15 protein-coding genes are annotated in these 18,094 nt (G+C 38.5%); 9 read left to right on the top strand and 6 right to left on the bottom strand.

All coding sequences use genetic code 11. From position 1 onward, the window contains the following. Positions 1-2: 2 nt before the first annotated feature. Positions 3-674, bottom strand: a complete 672-nt coding sequence (locus ABFX33_RS20315; RefSeq protein WP_346087847.1) for a DinB family protein — start codon at positions 672-674, stop codon at positions 3-5. Positions 675-1,000: 326 nt separating this feature from the next. On the opposite strand from ABFX33_RS20315, the gene ABFX33_RS20310 reads away from it, so the two are divergent. From ABFX33_RS20310 to ABFX33_RS20270, 9 genes are all read left to right on the top strand, one after another. Beyond that, positions 1,001-1,609, top strand: coding sequence for a TetR/AcrR family transcriptional regulator (locus ABFX33_RS20310; RefSeq protein WP_346087845.1), 609 nt, complete (start codon positions 1,001-1,003; stop codon positions 1,607-1,609). A gap of 76 nt (positions 1,610-1,685) precedes the next feature. Then, entirely contained in the window at positions 1,686-4,439 is a 2,754-nt protein-coding gene (locus ABFX33_RS20305) for a TonB-dependent receptor (protein ID WP_346087843.1), read from the top strand. A gap of 27 nt (positions 4,440-4,466) precedes the next feature. Next, positions 4,467-5,741: a parallel beta-helix domain-containing protein gene (locus ABFX33_RS20300; RefSeq protein WP_346087841.1), complete on the top strand. Its 1,275-nt coding sequence runs from the start codon at positions 4,467-4,469 to the stop codon at positions 5,739-5,741. A gap of 2 nt (positions 5,742-5,743) precedes the next feature. Next, complete coding sequence (locus ABFX33_RS20295; protein WP_346087839.1) at positions 5,744-6,820, top strand: SO2930 family diheme c-type cytochrome; 1,077 nt, start codon at positions 5,744-5,746, stop codon at positions 6,818-6,820. A 39-nt stretch (positions 6,821-6,859) separates the two neighbouring features. Continuing rightward, entirely contained in the window at positions 6,860-8,257 is a 1,398-nt protein-coding gene (locus ABFX33_RS20290) for an aldehyde dehydrogenase family protein (RefSeq protein ID WP_346087837.1), read from the top strand. A 25-nt stretch (positions 8,258-8,282) separates the two neighbouring features. Then, positions 8,283-8,873, top strand: coding sequence for an LOG family protein (locus tag ABFX33_RS20285; RefSeq protein WP_257092060.1), 591 nt, complete (start codon positions 8,283-8,285; stop codon positions 8,871-8,873). A 134-nt stretch (positions 8,874-9,007) separates the two neighbouring features. Further along, entirely contained in the window at positions 9,008-11,167 is a 2,160-nt protein-coding gene (locus ABFX33_RS20280) for a TonB-dependent siderophore receptor (protein ID WP_346087835.1), read from the top strand. A gap of 6 nt (positions 11,168-11,173) precedes the next feature. After that, positions 11,174-12,193, top strand: coding sequence for an ABC transporter substrate-binding protein (locus tag ABFX33_RS20275; RefSeq protein WP_257092057.1), 1,020 nt, complete (start codon positions 11,174-11,176; stop codon positions 12,191-12,193). Continuing rightward, on the top strand, positions 12,190-12,891 hold the full coding sequence (locus ABFX33_RS20270) for a class I SAM-dependent methyltransferase (RefSeq protein WP_346087832.1): 702 nt from the start codon (positions 12,190-12,192) through the stop codon (positions 12,889-12,891). The genes ABFX33_RS20275 and ABFX33_RS20270 overlap by 4 nt, the downstream gene beginning before the upstream one ends. 392 nt (positions 12,892-13,283) lie before the next feature. Here ABFX33_RS20270 and ABFX33_RS20265 read toward each other — a convergent pair whose 3' ends face one another. The 5 genes from ABFX33_RS20265 to ABFX33_RS20245 form a co-directional block, all read right to left on the bottom strand. Next, a complete protein-coding gene (locus ABFX33_RS20265; protein ID WP_120260625.1) occupies positions 13,284-14,078 on the bottom strand; it encodes a (Fe-S)-binding protein in 795 nt (264 codons plus the stop codon). Positions 14,079-14,086: 8 nt separating this feature from the next. Then, positions 14,087-15,385: a 4Fe-4S dicluster domain-containing protein gene (locus ABFX33_RS20260; protein WP_346087830.1), complete on the bottom strand. Its 1,299-nt coding sequence runs from the start codon at positions 15,383-15,385 to the stop codon at positions 14,087-14,089. A gap of 187 nt (positions 15,386-15,572) precedes the next feature. Further along, positions 15,573-16,244 (bottom strand): TetR/AcrR family transcriptional regulator, encoded by a 672-nt coding sequence (locus tag ABFX33_RS20255; RefSeq protein WP_346087829.1) that lies wholly within the window; start codon positions 16,242-16,244, stop codon positions 15,573-15,575. 459 nt (positions 16,245-16,703) lie between these two features. Then, on the bottom strand, positions 16,704-17,270 hold the full coding sequence (locus tag ABFX33_RS20250) for an OmpH/Skp family outer membrane protein (RefSeq protein WP_346087827.1): 567 nt from the start codon (positions 17,268-17,270) through the stop codon (positions 16,704-16,706). A gap of 104 nt (positions 17,271-17,374) precedes the next feature. Continuing rightward, on the bottom strand, positions 17,375-17,908 hold the full coding sequence (locus tag ABFX33_RS20245) for an OmpH/Skp family outer membrane protein (RefSeq protein ID WP_346087825.1): 534 nt from the start codon (positions 17,906-17,908) through the stop codon (positions 17,375-17,377). Positions 17,909-18,094 lie beyond the last annotated feature (186 nt).

The following is an 18,094-nucleotide window of genomic DNA, read 5'->3' as shown; positions in this document are numbered from 1 at the left end:
TCTTATTGTTTTGGAAAGTTAGGATCTGCTTTTACTTCTTCAATCTGTTTGGTATGTCGGGCACAATGTGCCGCTATAAACATCAAGCCTTGGTAACCATCTACGACGCCTGTCGGATAATCGTTGATATGGTTGCGGAGGTCTTTAGCATCTGCTTTTTTTATGTAATCAATGACCGGTTGTCTTGCGGTACGAAAATCAGCTAAAGCTGTTTTTGAGTCTTTGTATATACCGGTCGGTTGAAGTTCTTTGGGGGCCTGAAACTTATGACTTCGATCAGTAATTGTCGTTTTTAGATTGTCGTCAGTCATCTGAACCTCACTTTTTCTTTCTGGTTGGGGAGCTTTTGTCAACGACGCTTTTGCCATATCAAAAATCATACGTTCAGAGAGTATAATGTGTTCCAGGCATTGGCTGATTGACCATTTGTCTGGGGCTGCCTTAAATTGTAGCTGAGCTTCACTAAGACCTGAGACTTGTTTTTCGAGTTCTTTGGTTGTCTGGTCGAAGTATTGCAATAAGGAATCAGTACCTTCTATTCCTTTTGTAAGTGGGGCTTGCTCGATTGCTTCGTTGTAGTTGTTATGACCTACACCTTGCTGAGGTACTGGGGTTGACGAAAGGAGTACTGCGCTGAGACCCGTAATCGCTATCATGTTCATAATCTGGTTCATATTTATATTTTTTTAAATTGTTAAATGTCACTTTCTCATTACAATTATAATACATTTTTGTTTTTTTATTCTTTTCATAAGGCAAGAAAATAACATCTTGAGCAGCGTGTAATTAAAAATTACGTTTTTTGAAATAGCGAATCTAAAACTACCTGCGAAATGTTAAATTTAACCTGTAGCAGGAATATGCTGGTTGGTATATGCATTGAATATCAACTTGCTGTTTGAGATTGCTAAATAACAGTATTCATTTTATATATTTTCAATTTTCAAACATTTTATTAAAATGTTTGAAAATTGAAAATATATAACTAACTTTAATTCAGATGAACAAAAAGGAACAGGTTAAGGAGCGGATTGGTCAGGCCGCAATGGAGTGTTTTGAGCGATATGGTTTGGAGAAGACGACATTGGACGATATTGCGAAAGCCGTAGGATTGAATAAAACTTCGCTTTACTATTATTATAAGAACAAGGAAGATATTTTTATAGAAGTTGCGATCCGTGAGGGTGAGTCTTTTATAAATACATTGCAACAGAGTACCTTAAAGAAAAAAGGCGTGGAGAATCAGATCGGGTTCTATTTAGAATCGCGATTGAACTATTACACGAATGTGCTCAATATGAATAGAGTGTCGGTAGAATCGCTTGATAAGATTTTGCCTCGTTTTTTTGAACTATATGATGCGATGATGGTGCAGGAAAAAGATTTTCTGACAAAACTTTTGGTGCAGGCCATTGATCGGGAGCAGCTGGATATGGAAGATCCAGAAAATACTGCTTCTGTACTAATCAATTTTGCGAATGCATTAAAACATAGTACAGAGCAACAAGCGATCCTAAAGAAGCAAGTCGAGATCGACTATGCGCAAAGTCTTCGGGATACTAAATTTTTGGTTTCCTTGATTTTCAAGGGGATCAGAAAACAGGGATGATGACCTGTTTCAGGGAATCATGGATGGGGTAAAGTGAGGCATTGAAGCGAATATTATACGCTAACCAATATAAACTATGAAAAAAATTACCTTATTAATCCAGATTCTCTGCATCTGCGCTCCATTTTCTTTGTTTGCGCAACAGACGATAAACGGGCGTGTTAGTAATAGCCTGACCGGGGAGGCCGCCTATGCAATCTCCATACGTATAAAAGACAGTAAGGAAGGTACCTTTTCGGATGATCGAGGTCGTTTTCAATTGAAAACGAATCTGCCTTTGCCCCTAATCCTTTCTATTTCGGCGATCGGCTTTGAACCCCGTGAGGTTCTTGTCGAGAGCGCAGCTTCCCCCTTAGAAATTCCGCTTAATGTTTCGCCGATACTGGGGCAGGAGGTGGTTGTGTCCGCTAGCCGAACAGTTCAGACCAAATTGTCTTCCCCTGTGACCATCGAGCAGATCAGTAACAAAGATATCCGTAATTCTGCTCAAATAAGTTATATGGACATGCTTCAGGGCCTGCGAGGAGTCGATGTTACGGTGTCCAGTATCGGTTTCACCAGTGTAACGACACGCGGGTTCAATACAAGCGGGAATACAAATTTTACACAGATTGTTGATGGTATGGACAATCAAGCCCCGGGATTGAATTTTCCGCTGGGCTCAGTTATTGGTTTGACCCAACTTGATGTCGATAATATTGAGCTTTTATCAGGTGCTTCTTCTGCCTTATATGGCTCCCGTGGGCTCAACGGAACCATGATCGCAACTGGGAAAAATCCATTCAAATATCAGGGATTAAGTGTATTGGTGACGCAGGGAGTCAATCATGTAAACGCGAAAAAGAACAATGATCCTGTTCCCGCATCGCCCTATTATGATTGGACAATTCGCTATGCTAAACAATTGAGTAATAAGATTGCTTTTAAGGTCAATGGTCAATATACCCAGGCAAAAGATTGGGTAGCTAATGATGAAACGAATAAAAATGGCTTGGGTACAGCGCTAACGGATCCAAATTATAATGGTGTCAATATGTACGGAGGGGCAACTTCGGTCGATATCAACCCTTTCCTGGAAGCTGCACTTGCTGGAAATCCAGATTTGGCGCCAATTGTTGAACCCCTGCTTACTCATTCAAATTATGTTTCCCGGACAGGCTATGCTGAGTATGGCTATCTCGATAATAGGGCCAGGCTTTTTAAGGTAAATGGTGAATTTCGCTATAAGATTTCACCGGATATCGAAGCGATTGCTTCGGCGACTTTTGGCACTGGAAATATAGTGTATACCAATGATACCCGTTATCAGTTAAAAGGATTTAAAGTTGGCCAATATCGTTTGGAGGTACGAAGTGACAAATGGTTTGTACGGGCTTATACGACTCAGGAAAATTCAGGTAAAACACTCGTCGCCGGACCGACGGCCCAATACATCAATGAGTCCTGGAAAACAAGTTACGATGGTAATGTAGGAGGCTGGTATCCGGAGTATACAGCTGGTCTTCTTAATGCACTTGCTACTGGCACATCGCTTACAGATGCTCATCTCCAAGGACGTACTTTAGCTGACCAGGGCCGGGCGGAACTTGGTAGCGCAATATTCAATAGACTTAAAGATAGCATTAGCAATACGCCAATTTCAGAAGGTGGGACATTATTTCTTGACCGTAGTAAGTTATATAATGCTGAAGCGCAATATAATTTCTCAGATCATATTAAATTTATGCAGGTCATAGCGGGTGTCAATTGGCGCCTGTATAGTCTCAATTCTAAAAATACACTTTTCCCAGATAAGGATAAACCGATTCATGTCAATGAATACAGCGCTTATCTTCAAATGGCAAAGAGAGTCATGGACGAACGGTTGAATATCGCGACTTCTTTTCGATATGATAAAAATACATTATTTGCTCAACCACGGCTTACGTCACGTGCATCATTGGTCTATGATATGCAAAGACAGAATTATTTGCGTTTCTCTTATCAGAATGCATATAGTTTCCCTTCTAATATTCAGGCTCTTCAAAATACATTGAATGGTTATAATAGTTTTTCATCCGGTGGATCCTCACTATTATTGATTGATAACTATCAATTTGACCGCTATCCACCCTATACATTAGAAAGTGTACAAAAATTTCAGTCGACAAATGATCCGAAAGTACTTCAGCAATTTAAGTTTGATGATATCAAACCGCAGTCAGTCAATGCTTTTGAGTTAGGATACGCAGCGATGTTTGGTAAGCGTGTCATGGTTGATGTCCTTGGTTATTTTTCAACATGGAAGAATTTTATCGGTTATGCCAATGTAGCCAATACACCGGGTACTGACGATGTCAACGCTTTTAAGGATCATGCTACTTATGTTCAATATAATGTCGCTTTTAATGGTGGAGAAACAGTAAATACATACGGCTATGCTGCAAGTGTAAGCGTAGATCTGGGCAAGAATTTTATGACCAAGGCAAACTATTACTCGGACTATCTTAAAAATAAAAACAATAGCCAGATCAATAACTTTAATACACCTAATTATCACTTTAACTTTGAATTTGGAAATAGTGGTTTTGGTAAAAAACAAGTCTGGTCGTTTAGTACATCACTTCGTTATAAACCCGGTTATTATTATGTTGTGTCTGGGGGGCTTGCGGCGGGGCAGGTGCCTAGCTCAACTGTAATTGATGCACAGGTGAGCTATAAGCTTATTAAAGCGCGTTCTGGCATTCGTATCGGTGGTACAAATATTACGAACAAATATTATTCTACTGGTATAGCCAACCCTCGTATTGGTGCGGTGTATTATGTCACCTATGCCTATAATATTTTTTAACCAAAATAAATCATAAAAAGATAAATCATGAAAAGACATGTAAAAAACAGGCTCATAATGGTGTTCATCGGACTCGTCTTTTGGAGCTGTAAGAATCAACAAGGCACAGATTATAATGTGTTGACTTTTGGTCCGGGGCAGGAGGAAGCGATTGAAGAGGCTTTTCTGTCGATTAAAGATAGTACCAATATACACTTGAAAGCAGGTAAATATCGTTTTGAAAACCTGAGTATCGCCCAGGTAAATCATATTAAAATCGACGGCGACGGGCATGATAAAACAATTGTGGATTTTTCGGGGCAGACACAGGGAGGAGAGGGGATTCGTATCACTGATGTCAAAGGACTAACCATCGGAAATATGACGATCCGGGATTCAAAAGGTGATTTATTGAAGATAAACAACAGTCAGGACATCATTATTGCAGATCTTCACAGTATATGGAGTTCGGCTGATTCCACCAGCGGTGGATATGGAATTTATCCTGTACTCTGTAAGAATGTGTTGATTGAGAATTGCTATGCCGAGGGCGCTTCTGATGCCGGTATCTATGTAGGGCAGACCAAGGGCGTAGTGGTGAAAAATTGTAAGGCATCCAAAAATGTAGCTGGCTGTGAAATTGAAAATACAACAGATGCTGAGGTATATGACAATGAGTTTTATGGCAATACAGCAGGTTTTTTGATTTTTGATCTACCTGATCTATCGCAGCGAGGTGGTCATGTGAAAGCCTATCGTAACAAGATCTATGATAACAATTTCAAGAATTTTGCGAAAGGAGGAAGTTTTGGAACTTTTTGGGGCGTAGGAAACGCCTCTCCCGGAAGTGGAATTATTATCCTTTCCACCTCAAATATCGAAATATATGATAATACGATTGAAAAAAATAATACTTCGGCGATTACTATAGCTTCTGGTTTTGCTGTAGATGAAAAAGCTGCTGAACGTATCAATGCCAATTACTCGCCAATACCGACTCATATTAAGATCCATGGCAACACCATAAAGATGGAAGACAAGTTCCCACAACCGGCTTATGAACATCGTATTGGCCAGTTAATTATTGCTACTGAAGCACAGCTGAATGCCGTTGAACCCAATCGTTCGGTGAAAAGAATCCCTGCGATCCTGTACGATGGAATCACCAGCAACATTATGACCAATGGTACTTCCTTAAATCCAGATTCTATTTGTATTGACCAGCCCGGTGAAAATATGTTTGTTTCGGCAGATTTTAAACATGCGGGGCAAGCAGATAAATGGAAACCATCAAGTAATGTGAAACCATTTCAATGTAAATAACTGTGAGAAATATAAAATTGACCATTGCTGTTATCATCGTTTTGACTGTATTCTCCTTGACTTTGCAACAAAGCTGCCGACAGGGAAAGAATAAATCAGAACAAACCAATACATCTTTCGTATTTAAAGAAAAACTATCTGATTATGGGTTTTTCAAGGGAAAGCTAAGTAGTCTAATGCCGCAAGAGGGGGTGCTTCCGTACGAGCTAAGTACACCTCTGTTTTCTGACTATATGGTTAAAGATCGTTTTATTGTTCTTCCACGGGGAAAATCAATTGAATATACTGCACAGGGACCTTTGGATTTTCCTGATTCAACCATAATTGTTAAAAATTTCTCCTATATCAATGTTCAGGGACAAAAGGTCGTCATTGAAACCCGTTTGTTGGTTAAAGATCCAATAGATCATAATTGGAAAGTCATGAATTACCTTTGGAATACGGAGCAAACAGATGCAGTTAAGCATATTAGAGGATCGAAACTGGCAATCACGTTGGTCGATAACTCTGGTAATAAACATACAACAAATTATATGGTGCCGAATACCAATGATTGTAAACGTTGTCATAATAATGCATCGAAACTAATGCCAATAGGTCCTAAAGCGCGCAATCTGAATTTTGTGCGTACAGGCGATTCTGTCAACCAATTGACCCGTTGGAGTTCGCTGGGATTGTTGAAAAATATGCCCGACTTAAAGAATATTTCACAACTGCCCGTATGGACCGATAGAGAAAAATACAGTATTGAAGAACGTGCCAGAGCTTATTTGGACGTCAATTGTGCACACTGTCATACGAAAGGTGGTGACGCATTTAATACAGGGTTATTTCTCAATTATGAAGAGAACGAACCGGCACATCTGGGTGTGGATAAAGCACCTGTATCTGCCGGAGGAGGGGCAGGTGGCTTAAACTTTGATATAATACCTGGAGATTCAAAGCATTCTATCTTGCTTTATCGAATGAATAGTACCGAGCCGGGTACGGCAATGCCCGAATTGGCCCGAAGTATTATCCATAAGGAAGGTGTGGATTTGATCCGGCAATGGATAGATAATATGCCCAAGAAAAAATAAAAATATCATCACCTTTCAATTTATATTAATTAGAACAGTATGATTGAGCAAATAGATTCAATATTTCAGCAACAGCAACTCTTTCAAATCGAATTACGACAGAGTGATGCCCAGCAACGGATAAAAAAGCTGCGTAAATTGCGTCGTGCGATTGAAAGTAACGAGGATTTAATTTATGAAGCGTTGGCGAAAGATTTGCGTAAATCAAGAAATGAGGCCGCAATAAGTGAGGTGCTCTTTATCTATGGTGAAATCGATTTTGCTATTCGCCATTTGCAAAAATGGATGCTACCCAAACGCGTAGGGAGATCGGTGACAAACTTGCTGGCAAAAAGCTCGATCGTCTATCAACCCAAAGGAGTGGTTCTGATTATATCGCCCTGGAATTACCCCTTTCAGCTTACGATGAGCCCCTTGGTATCTGCGATTGCTGCTGGCAATTGCATCGTACTAAAACCCTCTGAACATAGTCCATACACAGCAGCAGTGATTCAGAAGATGATATCCGAATCATTTGATGTGAAAGAAGTTGTTTGCATAACGGGTGAAAAATCTACAGCGGAAACTCTTTTGAAACTTCCTTTTGATCATATTTTCTTTACAGGAAGTTCTATCGTTGGTAAACATATTATGAAGGCTGCTTCCGATCATTTGAGTTCAGTAACCTTGGAGCTCGGAGGGAAGTCTCCGGTTATATTGGATGAAACCACCCACTTTGAAAAGGCAGCAAATAAAGTAGCTTGGGGAAAATTGATCAATGCTGGTCAGACTTGTATAGCTCCAGATTATGTTCTTATTCCGGAAAAGCGACGTGACGAATTTGTGGGACATTATTTAAATGCGGTGAAAAAGATGTTTTTTTCGAAGGATGGTAAAATAGATCCGAATGTCTACGCGAAAATTATCAACCAGAGGCATGCTGATCGTCTTATTGCTTTGATCAATAAGTCGGTTCAAGGGGGAGCCCGATTAGTTGAAGGAGGTGTACTGTCTGAGGATTTAACCTTGAGTCCGACATTGTTATTAGATGTTTCATTGGATAATACGATCATGGGAGAGGAAATCTTTGGACCTATTCTTCCGGTGATAACGTATGGGAAATTGGAAGAAGCAATTGCTATCGTAAATCGAAGTGAAAAGCCTCTTGCATTGTACGTATTTAGCGAAAACAAACATCATATTCAACAGGTTGTACAGCAAGTAGCATCGGGCGGCGTTTGTATCAATGATGTACTTATCCATGTTTCCAATCCTCATTTACCGTTTGGTGGTGTTAACGGTAGTGGCCAGGGAAGTTGCCATGGTTTTTTTGGCTTCAAGGCATTTTCACATGAACGCGCTGTGATGCGTCAATCTAGATATGCACTTTCTACATTGATCTATCCACCATATACAGAGAAAAAAATAATATTTAAATTGCTAAAAAAATGGATTTAGGTAGCTTAATTTTTTATACTTGTATATGAATAAAATCAAAAGCATTGTTGTGTTTTGTGCTTCTAGTTTAGGCAACTCCAGCATATATGAAGATCAGGCAAAATATGTAGGTTATACGTTTGCGCAGCGAAACGTTCAGTTGGTGTACGGAGGTGGCCGTGCAGGATTAATGGGGGTGGTTGCAAATGCCGTTTTAGAAAAAGGCGGTGAGGTCGTTGGCGTAATTCCCCACTTTCTAAACTCAAAAGAAAGAGAACATCGCGGCGTAACAAAATTAATTACAGTGGATAGTATGCATGATCGTAAACGAATCATGAATGATCATGCCGAAGGAATAATAGCTTTGCCAGGAGGATTCGGAACGCTTGAGGAACTTTTTGAAATGACTACCTGGGGACAACTCGGTCTCCATCGTAAGCCAGTGGGGATATTAAATATTAATGGGTTTTATGATCATTTGATCAAATTTATGGATCATATGGTTGTTGAGGGACTTTTAAAACAGGAGAATAGAGAAATGCTGTTGATAAGTGATTCAATTGAAGAGCTATTAGATAAGATGGACAACTATGTGGCACCAGAAGTAACAAAATGGATTAACAAAAATGAGGTCTGAGAAGACCTCAATAATTTAGTAGCTACTTAATTTCTAAGACAATCTTAATATTACGCTTATGGTTTATTAAGATTGTTCTTATTGAGTTTTAATGTTGTTTTTGGATTTTTGTAACAAAAATTCTTTATCTAATTATGTTACAATTCCAAGGCCTTGTTACACCTTTATTAATTGCTGCTCCTTTTTGTCTTAATGCACAGACTATTTCATCTGACACCTTAAAGTTGTTAAAAATTGATGAAATAGAAATCACCTCTAAATATTACAAGCGGTATAATCCCAAACAATTGTCTGAAGCATTGCGCTTAGAAACATCTTTATTGAAAGCACCACAACATATTCAGGTCATTAATAACGAGATTTTTCGGGATCAGGCAGTATTGAACCTAAATGAGAGTGCTACCCGCAACGTAAGTGGCACTTTTAGAGAGGAACTACACAATGGTATATCCCCTGATATATATTCGCGTGGAGGCTATATCAGTGCACAACGCAATGGCGTGGATATGCGCCCATTGGGTAAGGGGCCAATAGCAGATGATTTGGCGATTATTGAGCGTGTGGAATTTGTAAAGGGGCCCAGTGGTTTTATGAATGGCATTAGTGACCCATCCGGTTCCTATAATATCATTACAAAAAAACCAACTGGAGAAACCAAAAGGAGTTTCGATTTGCTAACCGGAAGTTTTGGTTTGTTGCGTGCCGCCGTAGATTTGGATGGGCAACTGGATAAAAGCAATAAAGTCCAATACCGTTTAAATGTCATGGGTATGCGTGGTAACGGGTTTCTCAAACATGATCAAAATAATAGATTGTTGTTTGCGCCCTCATTAAAATATCAATTTAGCGATCGCACTTCGATAACAGCTGAATACATCTATCAACAATTGAACTATCTTCTTCTCAGTGAAGCACAGATGTCCCCCTACGGTTATGGTACACTCCCGAAAGATTTTACCATTACTGACCCTAGTATACGACCTTTTGTAGGTAACGACCATAATGCATTTCTGACATTTCAACATAAATTTAAGAGTGATTGGCAATTGACAACAAAATTGGCGTATATCCGTAGTGGCTATAATGGTACGTTGTTTTGGGTGAATGGTGCGAATGCCGAGAATAAGGACATTTTGGATAGAAATCTAGTTTACGATTCGAATAAATACGGTATCTTTTCTACGCAGGCTTATCTGAATGGATATTTTAAAACTGGAAATGTTGGCCACCGTATCATCACTGGAATTGATATCAATAATAAATCATCCCGAAGTTGGGATACATGGGGCACCGCGACAACCGTCTATCCGCTGTCCATTACGAATCCACAGTACTCGGAAACAATACTTAATACAGGTATAGGCGGCGATTTTGCTTCGCAAAATGATTTTACGTCCGAGGGAAGTAAAATACACCGACGACTTTTCTACGTTTCGGCTTATGCAATGGATGAATTACTTTTTCTGGATGAAAAACTACGGATTTCTCTCGGTTTACGTGTCACTGCATCGAATGGCAAAACAAATGACTATGGTGCAAAGAGTAATTCAGAAGATGTTGTTTTAACCCCACGATTGGGAGTCAATTATGCATTGGATCGAAATACTTCACTCTATTTCTTACATGACCAGAGTTATTTGCCACAAGCAGGAATTTCCGTGGATGGTACAGCGTTAAAACCATTAAAAGGAGTAAACTATGAATTAGGGATTAAACGTGACTGGATGGAGGGAAAATGGAATACAAGTGTTTCTGTCTATCATATCGAAAGAAATCGTTTGATCACACCTGACCCAGTATCCAATCTGATCTATCAGACTGGGGAAAGTAAATCAAGAGGAGTTGAGTTTGACCTCAAGGGAAGACTGACAAAAGGCCTGAATGCGGTGATTAACTATGCTTACACAGATTCTAAAATCTCTGCGGATGAAATGAAACCCGAAAATATTGGGCTGGCCACACCCAATCGGGTAAAACATATTCACAATACTTGGTTGAATTATCTATTGCCTATCGAACGTGTAAAAGGTTTAACAGTATCCTTGGGATATCAATGGCTCGTTGGTCGAGCTGAGCGTTTTACATCAACAAATCCTGTCGCTCTCAAAGATATCTTTCGATTGGATGCCGGAGCAGGATGGAGCAACGATAAGTACCGTATTAATCTAATCGTCAATAATCTCTTGAACGAAAAAATGTATTCTACAGCTTGGCGTAATGGTAGCGGAAATATGTACTATTGGGTACAAATGGCACCTATACATGCAAGGCTCTCATTGGGAATAAATCTGTAAAAAACGATGAAAATAAATTTTATAAAAAAGTTGATAGTGATCCTATTTCCTATTTGGATAGGCTGTAGTGGCGAAAATCAAAAAGAAAAAGCGAATGGAGCGGCTGTAGAGGTCACCGATGCGCAAGGGCATCTTATTGCGCTAGAGAAACCCGCGGAACGTATCGTATGCTTATACGAACCTGGATTGGACGCGCTATATATGCTGCAGGCAGAGCATAAAATTGTCGGGCTATTTAATGATGTTTATTCCAGTGATGAACTATTTCCCATCTTTTCGAAAATGGACGCAAGAATCTTGGAACGGAAATTACCGGTAGTAGGGACAAATAATCAGGGAAGCGTTGAACAGATTGTCGGACTCAGTCCAGATTTAGTAATTGTACATGCTGGTCAGGCGGATCTGATAGAGGGTTTACGAAATGCTGGAATGAAGGTGTATGCAACGAAAGCCGAATTGAAAGCAGAGGTGTTTAAAACAGTGGAGGATATTGCAACACTTACAGCGAGTACAGAAAGGGGTATGGAGTTGATTTCCTATGTAAAGCAGAAAGAGGAACTAATCAAAAAAACTTCTGATACGATTACAAAGAAACGACGGGTATATTTTACTTGGGCCTATGGTCGTATTTTTTCGACAACAGGTACGAAGAGTATGATGCACGCTTGCCTGGAAATGGCCGGCGTCGAAAATGTCTGTCCTTTTGAGTTGGATCAGCCGAATATTAACGCGGAAACATTGATCGGTTGGAACCCTGATATGATTGTCATGTGGAACGATAGTCCACAATTATTTTATAAACGAAAGGAGTTTGCGGATATTCCTGCGATAAAGGAGAAGCAGATTTTTAATCTGTTGCCAATGTTTGCCTACAACCCACATACCTTGAAAGCGCTTTGTACAGCAACGGCAATACATCATTGGGCGTATGGGGATAAGCAATTAGATCAGAAGGGGCAGGTTGAAGAAATTATTACCCATCTTTATGGAAAGCAAAAAGCTGATAAAATTATAGATTTATTATGATAATTAACAGGATTACATCGTATTGGGACAAGCAGAGTAAGATTTGGCGTGAAGAGAAAGAGGAGGCCTGGTCCCAACCAGAAACGGCAAATTGGTTGAATTTCTTTGGAGAAATATTGCTTGACCCAAAGTTGGGGGGAAAGAGTATTTTGGAGATAGGGACTGCTTCAGGATACTTTGGTAATATTATGACCAAGGCAGGCTTTGCGGTGACCGCTATTGATCTCTCACCAAACATGATAAATGAAGCAAAACAGGTTTCTGATGCATTAAATCTAACAGTGGATTATCATGTAATGGATGCTCAAAATTTGGCATTTGATGATGATCAATTTGATCTTGTTTTTACACGTCTTATGACTTGGACTATTCCAGATTTATTTAAATGTTATAGTGAAATATTTCGGGTATTGAAGCCAGGAGGAATGTTTATAAATTTTGATGGCGATTTCGGAGCGACAGTTTTCAGTCAAGAGGGGCATGAAAGATATCCTAAAGAAATTATGGAAGAGGCAAATGCCATCAAATCCAACTTGGATATAAGTAAACATAGCCGACCAGAAAGAGATTTATATCTATTGGATAAGGTGGGCTTTATTGATTTAAAAACTGATAATGAAGTTCACAATAAAATCTATTCGAAACCTGAGGAAGAAGGTGGATTATTTATGTTGAGTGGCGTAAAGCCAATGTGCTAGCCTTCCAGATTATCCTGATTATCTTATTTTTTCTTTATTAAAAAACTGCCTATGAGGTTGCAAAATTTTAGAATTGCAGCCTCATTGTGGTTAAAGTATTTGTTTTTTTTTCAATAGTTAGGATTTGATCAACATTTTCTAGGAAATTATCAATATCTACTTGGAAAATGAACTCTACTTTTGAAATGGTTAATCGTTGGTTTGACTGATGGGGTAATATATTTTACCCCGTCACTAACCGTTTCATAGGTATCTTTATTTTAACCGGTAAGGTATCTATGGCGGTTAGTTTCCCCGGCGTTGAAAGGGTGTCCGTTCCCCTTTTAACAAAAAGAGGCTCGATCGGAAGATCGAGCCTTTCTTATTTTATTTCGTGATTTGAATCGAAACTTTTAAAGTTTATTTGCACGGGCTGTTATTTCAGCAATGTCGAGCACTTCTATTTCGGACTCTTTCTCCTTTATTTTGACACCGTCCTTTAACATCGTCATACAGAAAGGACAAGCAGCGGCAACAACATGAGGTTGTATTGCAATTACCTCTTCAATACGTTCAATATTAATATCTTTTTTGCCTTGTTCGGGTTCTTTAAACATTTGGCCACCACCAGCACCACAACATAAACCATTGCTTCTGCAACGCTTCAATTCAACAAGTTGCGCATCTAGACTTTCAAGCACTTTTCGAGGTGCTTCATAGACTTCATTTGCTCGCCCCAGATAGCAAGGGTCATGATAGGTTATTTTCTTACCCTTAAATATATTATTGTCAGCCGGTTTTAATTTACCATTATCGATGAGATCCTGGATCAATTGGGTATGATGAATGACTTCGTAGTTACCACCTAAGGCAGGGTATTCATTTTTAAGCGTATTAAAACAGTGTGGACATGCGGTTACAATCTTTTTGATTTCATAGCCATTCAATACTTCGATATTCATCATGGCTTGCATTTGAAATAAAAATTCGTTTCCACTTCTTTTTGCGGGATCACCGGTGCAGCTTTCTTCTGTTCCAAGAATCGCATAATTAAGCCCTACATGCTGGAGAATCCGACATATGTCTCGTGTTATTTTTTGAGCACGCTCATCAAAACTACCAGCACAACCCACCCAAAATAATATATCGGGAATCTCTCCCTTAGCTAACAGCTCTGCGACTGTTGGAACTTTTAATTCATTTTCCATCCTTAAAACTATTGTTGTTGAGTCCAATTTGCACGGTCCATTTGCGCATATTTCCATGGAGCGCCATTATTCTCAATGTTTCCAAACATATTATTGATACTTGCCGGGGCCTGAGATTCTTCCATAACTGCAAAACGACGAAGTTCGATGATAATGTCCAATGGATTAATATTGACAGGACATTGCTCGACGCAGGCATTGCAGCTTGTACATGCCCACAATTCTTCCCGGCTGATATAAGTGTCGATAAGAGACTTACCATCCTCTACGAAGCTACCATGTACCTTAATGTTATTGCCTACTTCAGTTAGTCTATCCCTTGTATCCATCATTATTTTTCGCGGAGATAGCAGTTTTCCTGTGATATTTGCCGGACAAGAGGAGGTACAGCGACCACATTCGGTACACGTATAGGCATCAAGTAGGCTTTTCCATGTTAGATCCTGAACATCTTTGGCTCCAAAGCGGGCTGTGGCATCTGAAGAAGGCGGAGTGAAGCTCGGATCGAGCATTGCTTTTACTTCGTTGGTTACAGCAGTCATATTGGATAATTTTCCTTTGGCATCCAAGTTTGAAAAATACGTATTTGGAAAAGCGAGAACGATATGCAAATGTTTTGAATAGGGCAGATAGTTTAAAAAAGCCAATACACCTAATATATGGAACCACCAACAAAATCTTTCGATCATGTATAGCGTGGTCGTAGAAGTCGGAAGATAGGGTAATAAATAATGACTTACCGGAAAGGAGCCAACAGCATTAAAATGTTCAAATCCATAAAGCTGTAATTTGAGATCTGTGGCATTCATTAGGAGGAAAGCCGACATAAGCAGAATCTCTGTAATCAAAATAATATTCGCATCCGTTTTAGGCCAGTTGTTAAGTTCTTTACTATTCAGGCGAGTTACTTTGACAACATTTCTTCGAATAAGGAAGATCACACAGGACAATAGTACACCAAGTGCTAACCATTCAAATGAACCAATCAAAAAGTTATAGAAGCCTCCTAAAAAAGAAAATACCCGATGCGTTCCGAATAAACCGTCGATAATGATTTCCAACATTTCGATATTGATAATAACGAAACCTAAATAGACAAATAAGTGTAGGATGGCAGGAATAATCCGTTTAAACATCTTTTTCTGTCCTAATGCAACCAGAAACATTGTTTTCCAACGTTCCGAAGACCTGTCGGAACGATCTAAATCTCTGCCTAACTTGATATTACTATAGATCTGTTGTGCATTTTTACCAAAGAAAAATAATGCTCCTAAAAAACAAACTGCAAATATTAGTTGACCTATCATATGCTCGAATAATGGTTATATAACAAATATACTATAATATTTTTGTTATGCTAACATAATAAAAATAAATCAAAAAATAGGATTGAGCAGCTAATTTTCTAAAAAAAATGAATAGGAAAGGGACGATCAGTAGAGAAGCCTCCAAGAAATCGAAGCAATTTCTTGGAGGCAAATATTATTTGGATAATTAATCTATATCAGCAAATGCTTGCTTAAGAATTTTTTCGACAGTTTTTTCAATACGGATTTTCCCTTCTTCTGTATTGATATCGATACCGCAGAAAGTACTGCCTGTCGATTTAGCCTGTAGGGCTAAGTAGTAAATTCCGCTGACCAGTAATGCAAGTGTCGCTCTTATGTCAGTTTCAGAATTCTCAAATTTTGGATCAAAGTGTTTAAACAATTCTTCACCGAGAACTTCGCGTCTATCCGCTATATTTTTTAATGCTTTTGTTTTCTCACCCAGTCCCCAATGGATGATTTTTTGTTTAGTTTTATCTTTTAAGAAGGTATTCAATTGAGATTTAAGCAATTCGTTTACTAAAGCTACATCAATATCATTTGGATTTGATATCATTTGCTCTAAAACTCCTTTATCTCCGATTTGCCAAAAATCCTTTTGTGTTAAGTAAGCTTCTACTAATTGATCAAGACCTCCAAAATAATTCCAGATGAGCGCTTTATTTAAGCCGCACTCCAGTGCAATATTCGGGCCGTTCAGCGCATGGTAGCCTTTCTTTTGGATTACTTTTCCCACCGCTGCGATCATCCGCGCCTTGGTACGTTCTTTGTCTCGGATGGGACCGGATGTTACTTTTCTTTCTTTCTTTGGATGATCCTCAGTTACTTTCTTTTTCATTAGAATAATTTGTTTATTCATTACCAGTTTGTTCTCAAAGGCATTTATACCGCCTTCGTCGGTGTTACTAAGAATGAAACTATCATATAAACTCAATCGTATAAGTCTTTGAGCTTAATTTATGCTCGTGATAATTCCATACGAATAAAACCATTTTTAGCAACGAAGCTTCCATGAGTTATCCTATTCGTTCGTTAATAAACAAATTTGGACTCATGATGTTTTCATTAGGGTAGATGTATATTTTTTCTACAATATCTAAATTTTAGCTGGTAAAAGCAAGAAATCGTATTGTAGATTTTTATTCCTACTGATAAATCCATTTCTTTCGATCACCAAATAATCATTTTGAGAGTTTCCTAGTGGATTATATTAATGTACGAATAGCGGGGAGGGGCATAATAAAAAAAGGGATTATTCATGTGAATAATCCCTTTTTTTATTATGTACAATATGTTATTATTTTTTTGCTGGTACAGCAGGTGCTGCTGTTGCTGAGATACCTAGTTTTGACTTAACAGCTGCAGTCAAATCTTCGCCACCTTGGAAATAAGGAATATTTGTGCTTGAGATATCAAATACATAAGCCATACCTTTTTCTTTAGATACTGCGTTTACAGCATCAGCTACTTTTCTTTGAATAGGAGTGATCAACTCATCTTCTTTTTTTTGCAACTCTTCTTGAGCAGTTTGTTGTGAAGTTTGAATACGCGTTTGCATATCTTGGATTTCTTGACCTAACTTATTAAGTTCAGGATCTAGCGTATCTTTGTTCGCTTCACTTCTAGTACGTAATTTATCAGTTCCTTCTTTTTGTTTGGCTTGTAACATCGTTACCATCCCTTGAATTTCCTTTGTTTTAGTCTCACTCAATGTTTTCAATTGACCTTCAGCTGTTTTATAATCTGAAGTGGCTGAAATGATTTCAGCAAAATTGATATGACCAATTTTTTGCTGCGCATTCGCAAATTGAGTTGAGAAAAATACTGCCACTATAGCAACCGCACCTTTTAATAAGTTTTTCATGCTTTTCATTTTAATCTAATACGCCATCTCTATGGCAATCTTTTTAGTTTTCTAATTAATTACTACTTTTATTACTTGTGTCCACAATGATAATAAACTCCTGCTTAGTTTGCAAGACTGGGATTAGGTTTATAGCCTAATTTTGTAATGACATCATTACTTTTGTTCAATTTTGAATTGGCATAAAGAAAAGTAGACTCTTTGCCTTTGTCCACGATGAAGTCAAAATTCTGTGCTGAGGCAACTTCTTGAATTGCTTTTGCTACGCGGTCTTGAATAGGTTTAATCAATTGAACCCGTCTTTTGAAAAGTTCACCTTCAAATCCGAATTTTTGTTTTTGATAATCTTTTACCTCTTTTTCTCTGGTTACAATTTCATCCTCACGACGACGACGCATATCCTCGTTTAATAAAACTTGATCCTTTTGATAAGCCTGATATAACTTTTCTATTTCAGCATATTTTTGATCTACCTCTTCCTGCCATTGTTTAGAAAGATCATCTAATTGTTTTTGGGCCGTGGTATATTCGGGAATGTGTTTTAGGATATATTCTGAATCTACATATGCAAGCTGTTGCGCAAATGTCGCTGTAGCACTCACGACTACAAAAGCTATAACTAACAATATTTTTTTCATATTTCCTGTAAGTTTTATAGACTATAATTTATTATTTAACATTAATTTACTTTATGACAATGGACAAGCCCAAAAGTTTAATCTGAGAAGCCGCCTTAAATAAATTTACGGCTCAAAAATAACAAAAAAGATGCAATCTAACAGATATTTCTCGGGTTTAACACTATTTAACTTGTTGGGCGATTC

It is taken from the genome of Sphingobacterium ginsenosidimutans, from assembly GCF_039536865.1.
GTDB lineage: Bacteria > Bacteroidota > Bacteroidia > Sphingobacteriales > Sphingobacteriaceae > Sphingobacterium > Sphingobacterium detergens.
Note: the sequence above shows the minus strand (reverse complement) of the source record. Positions and strands in the feature narration are given on the sequence as shown.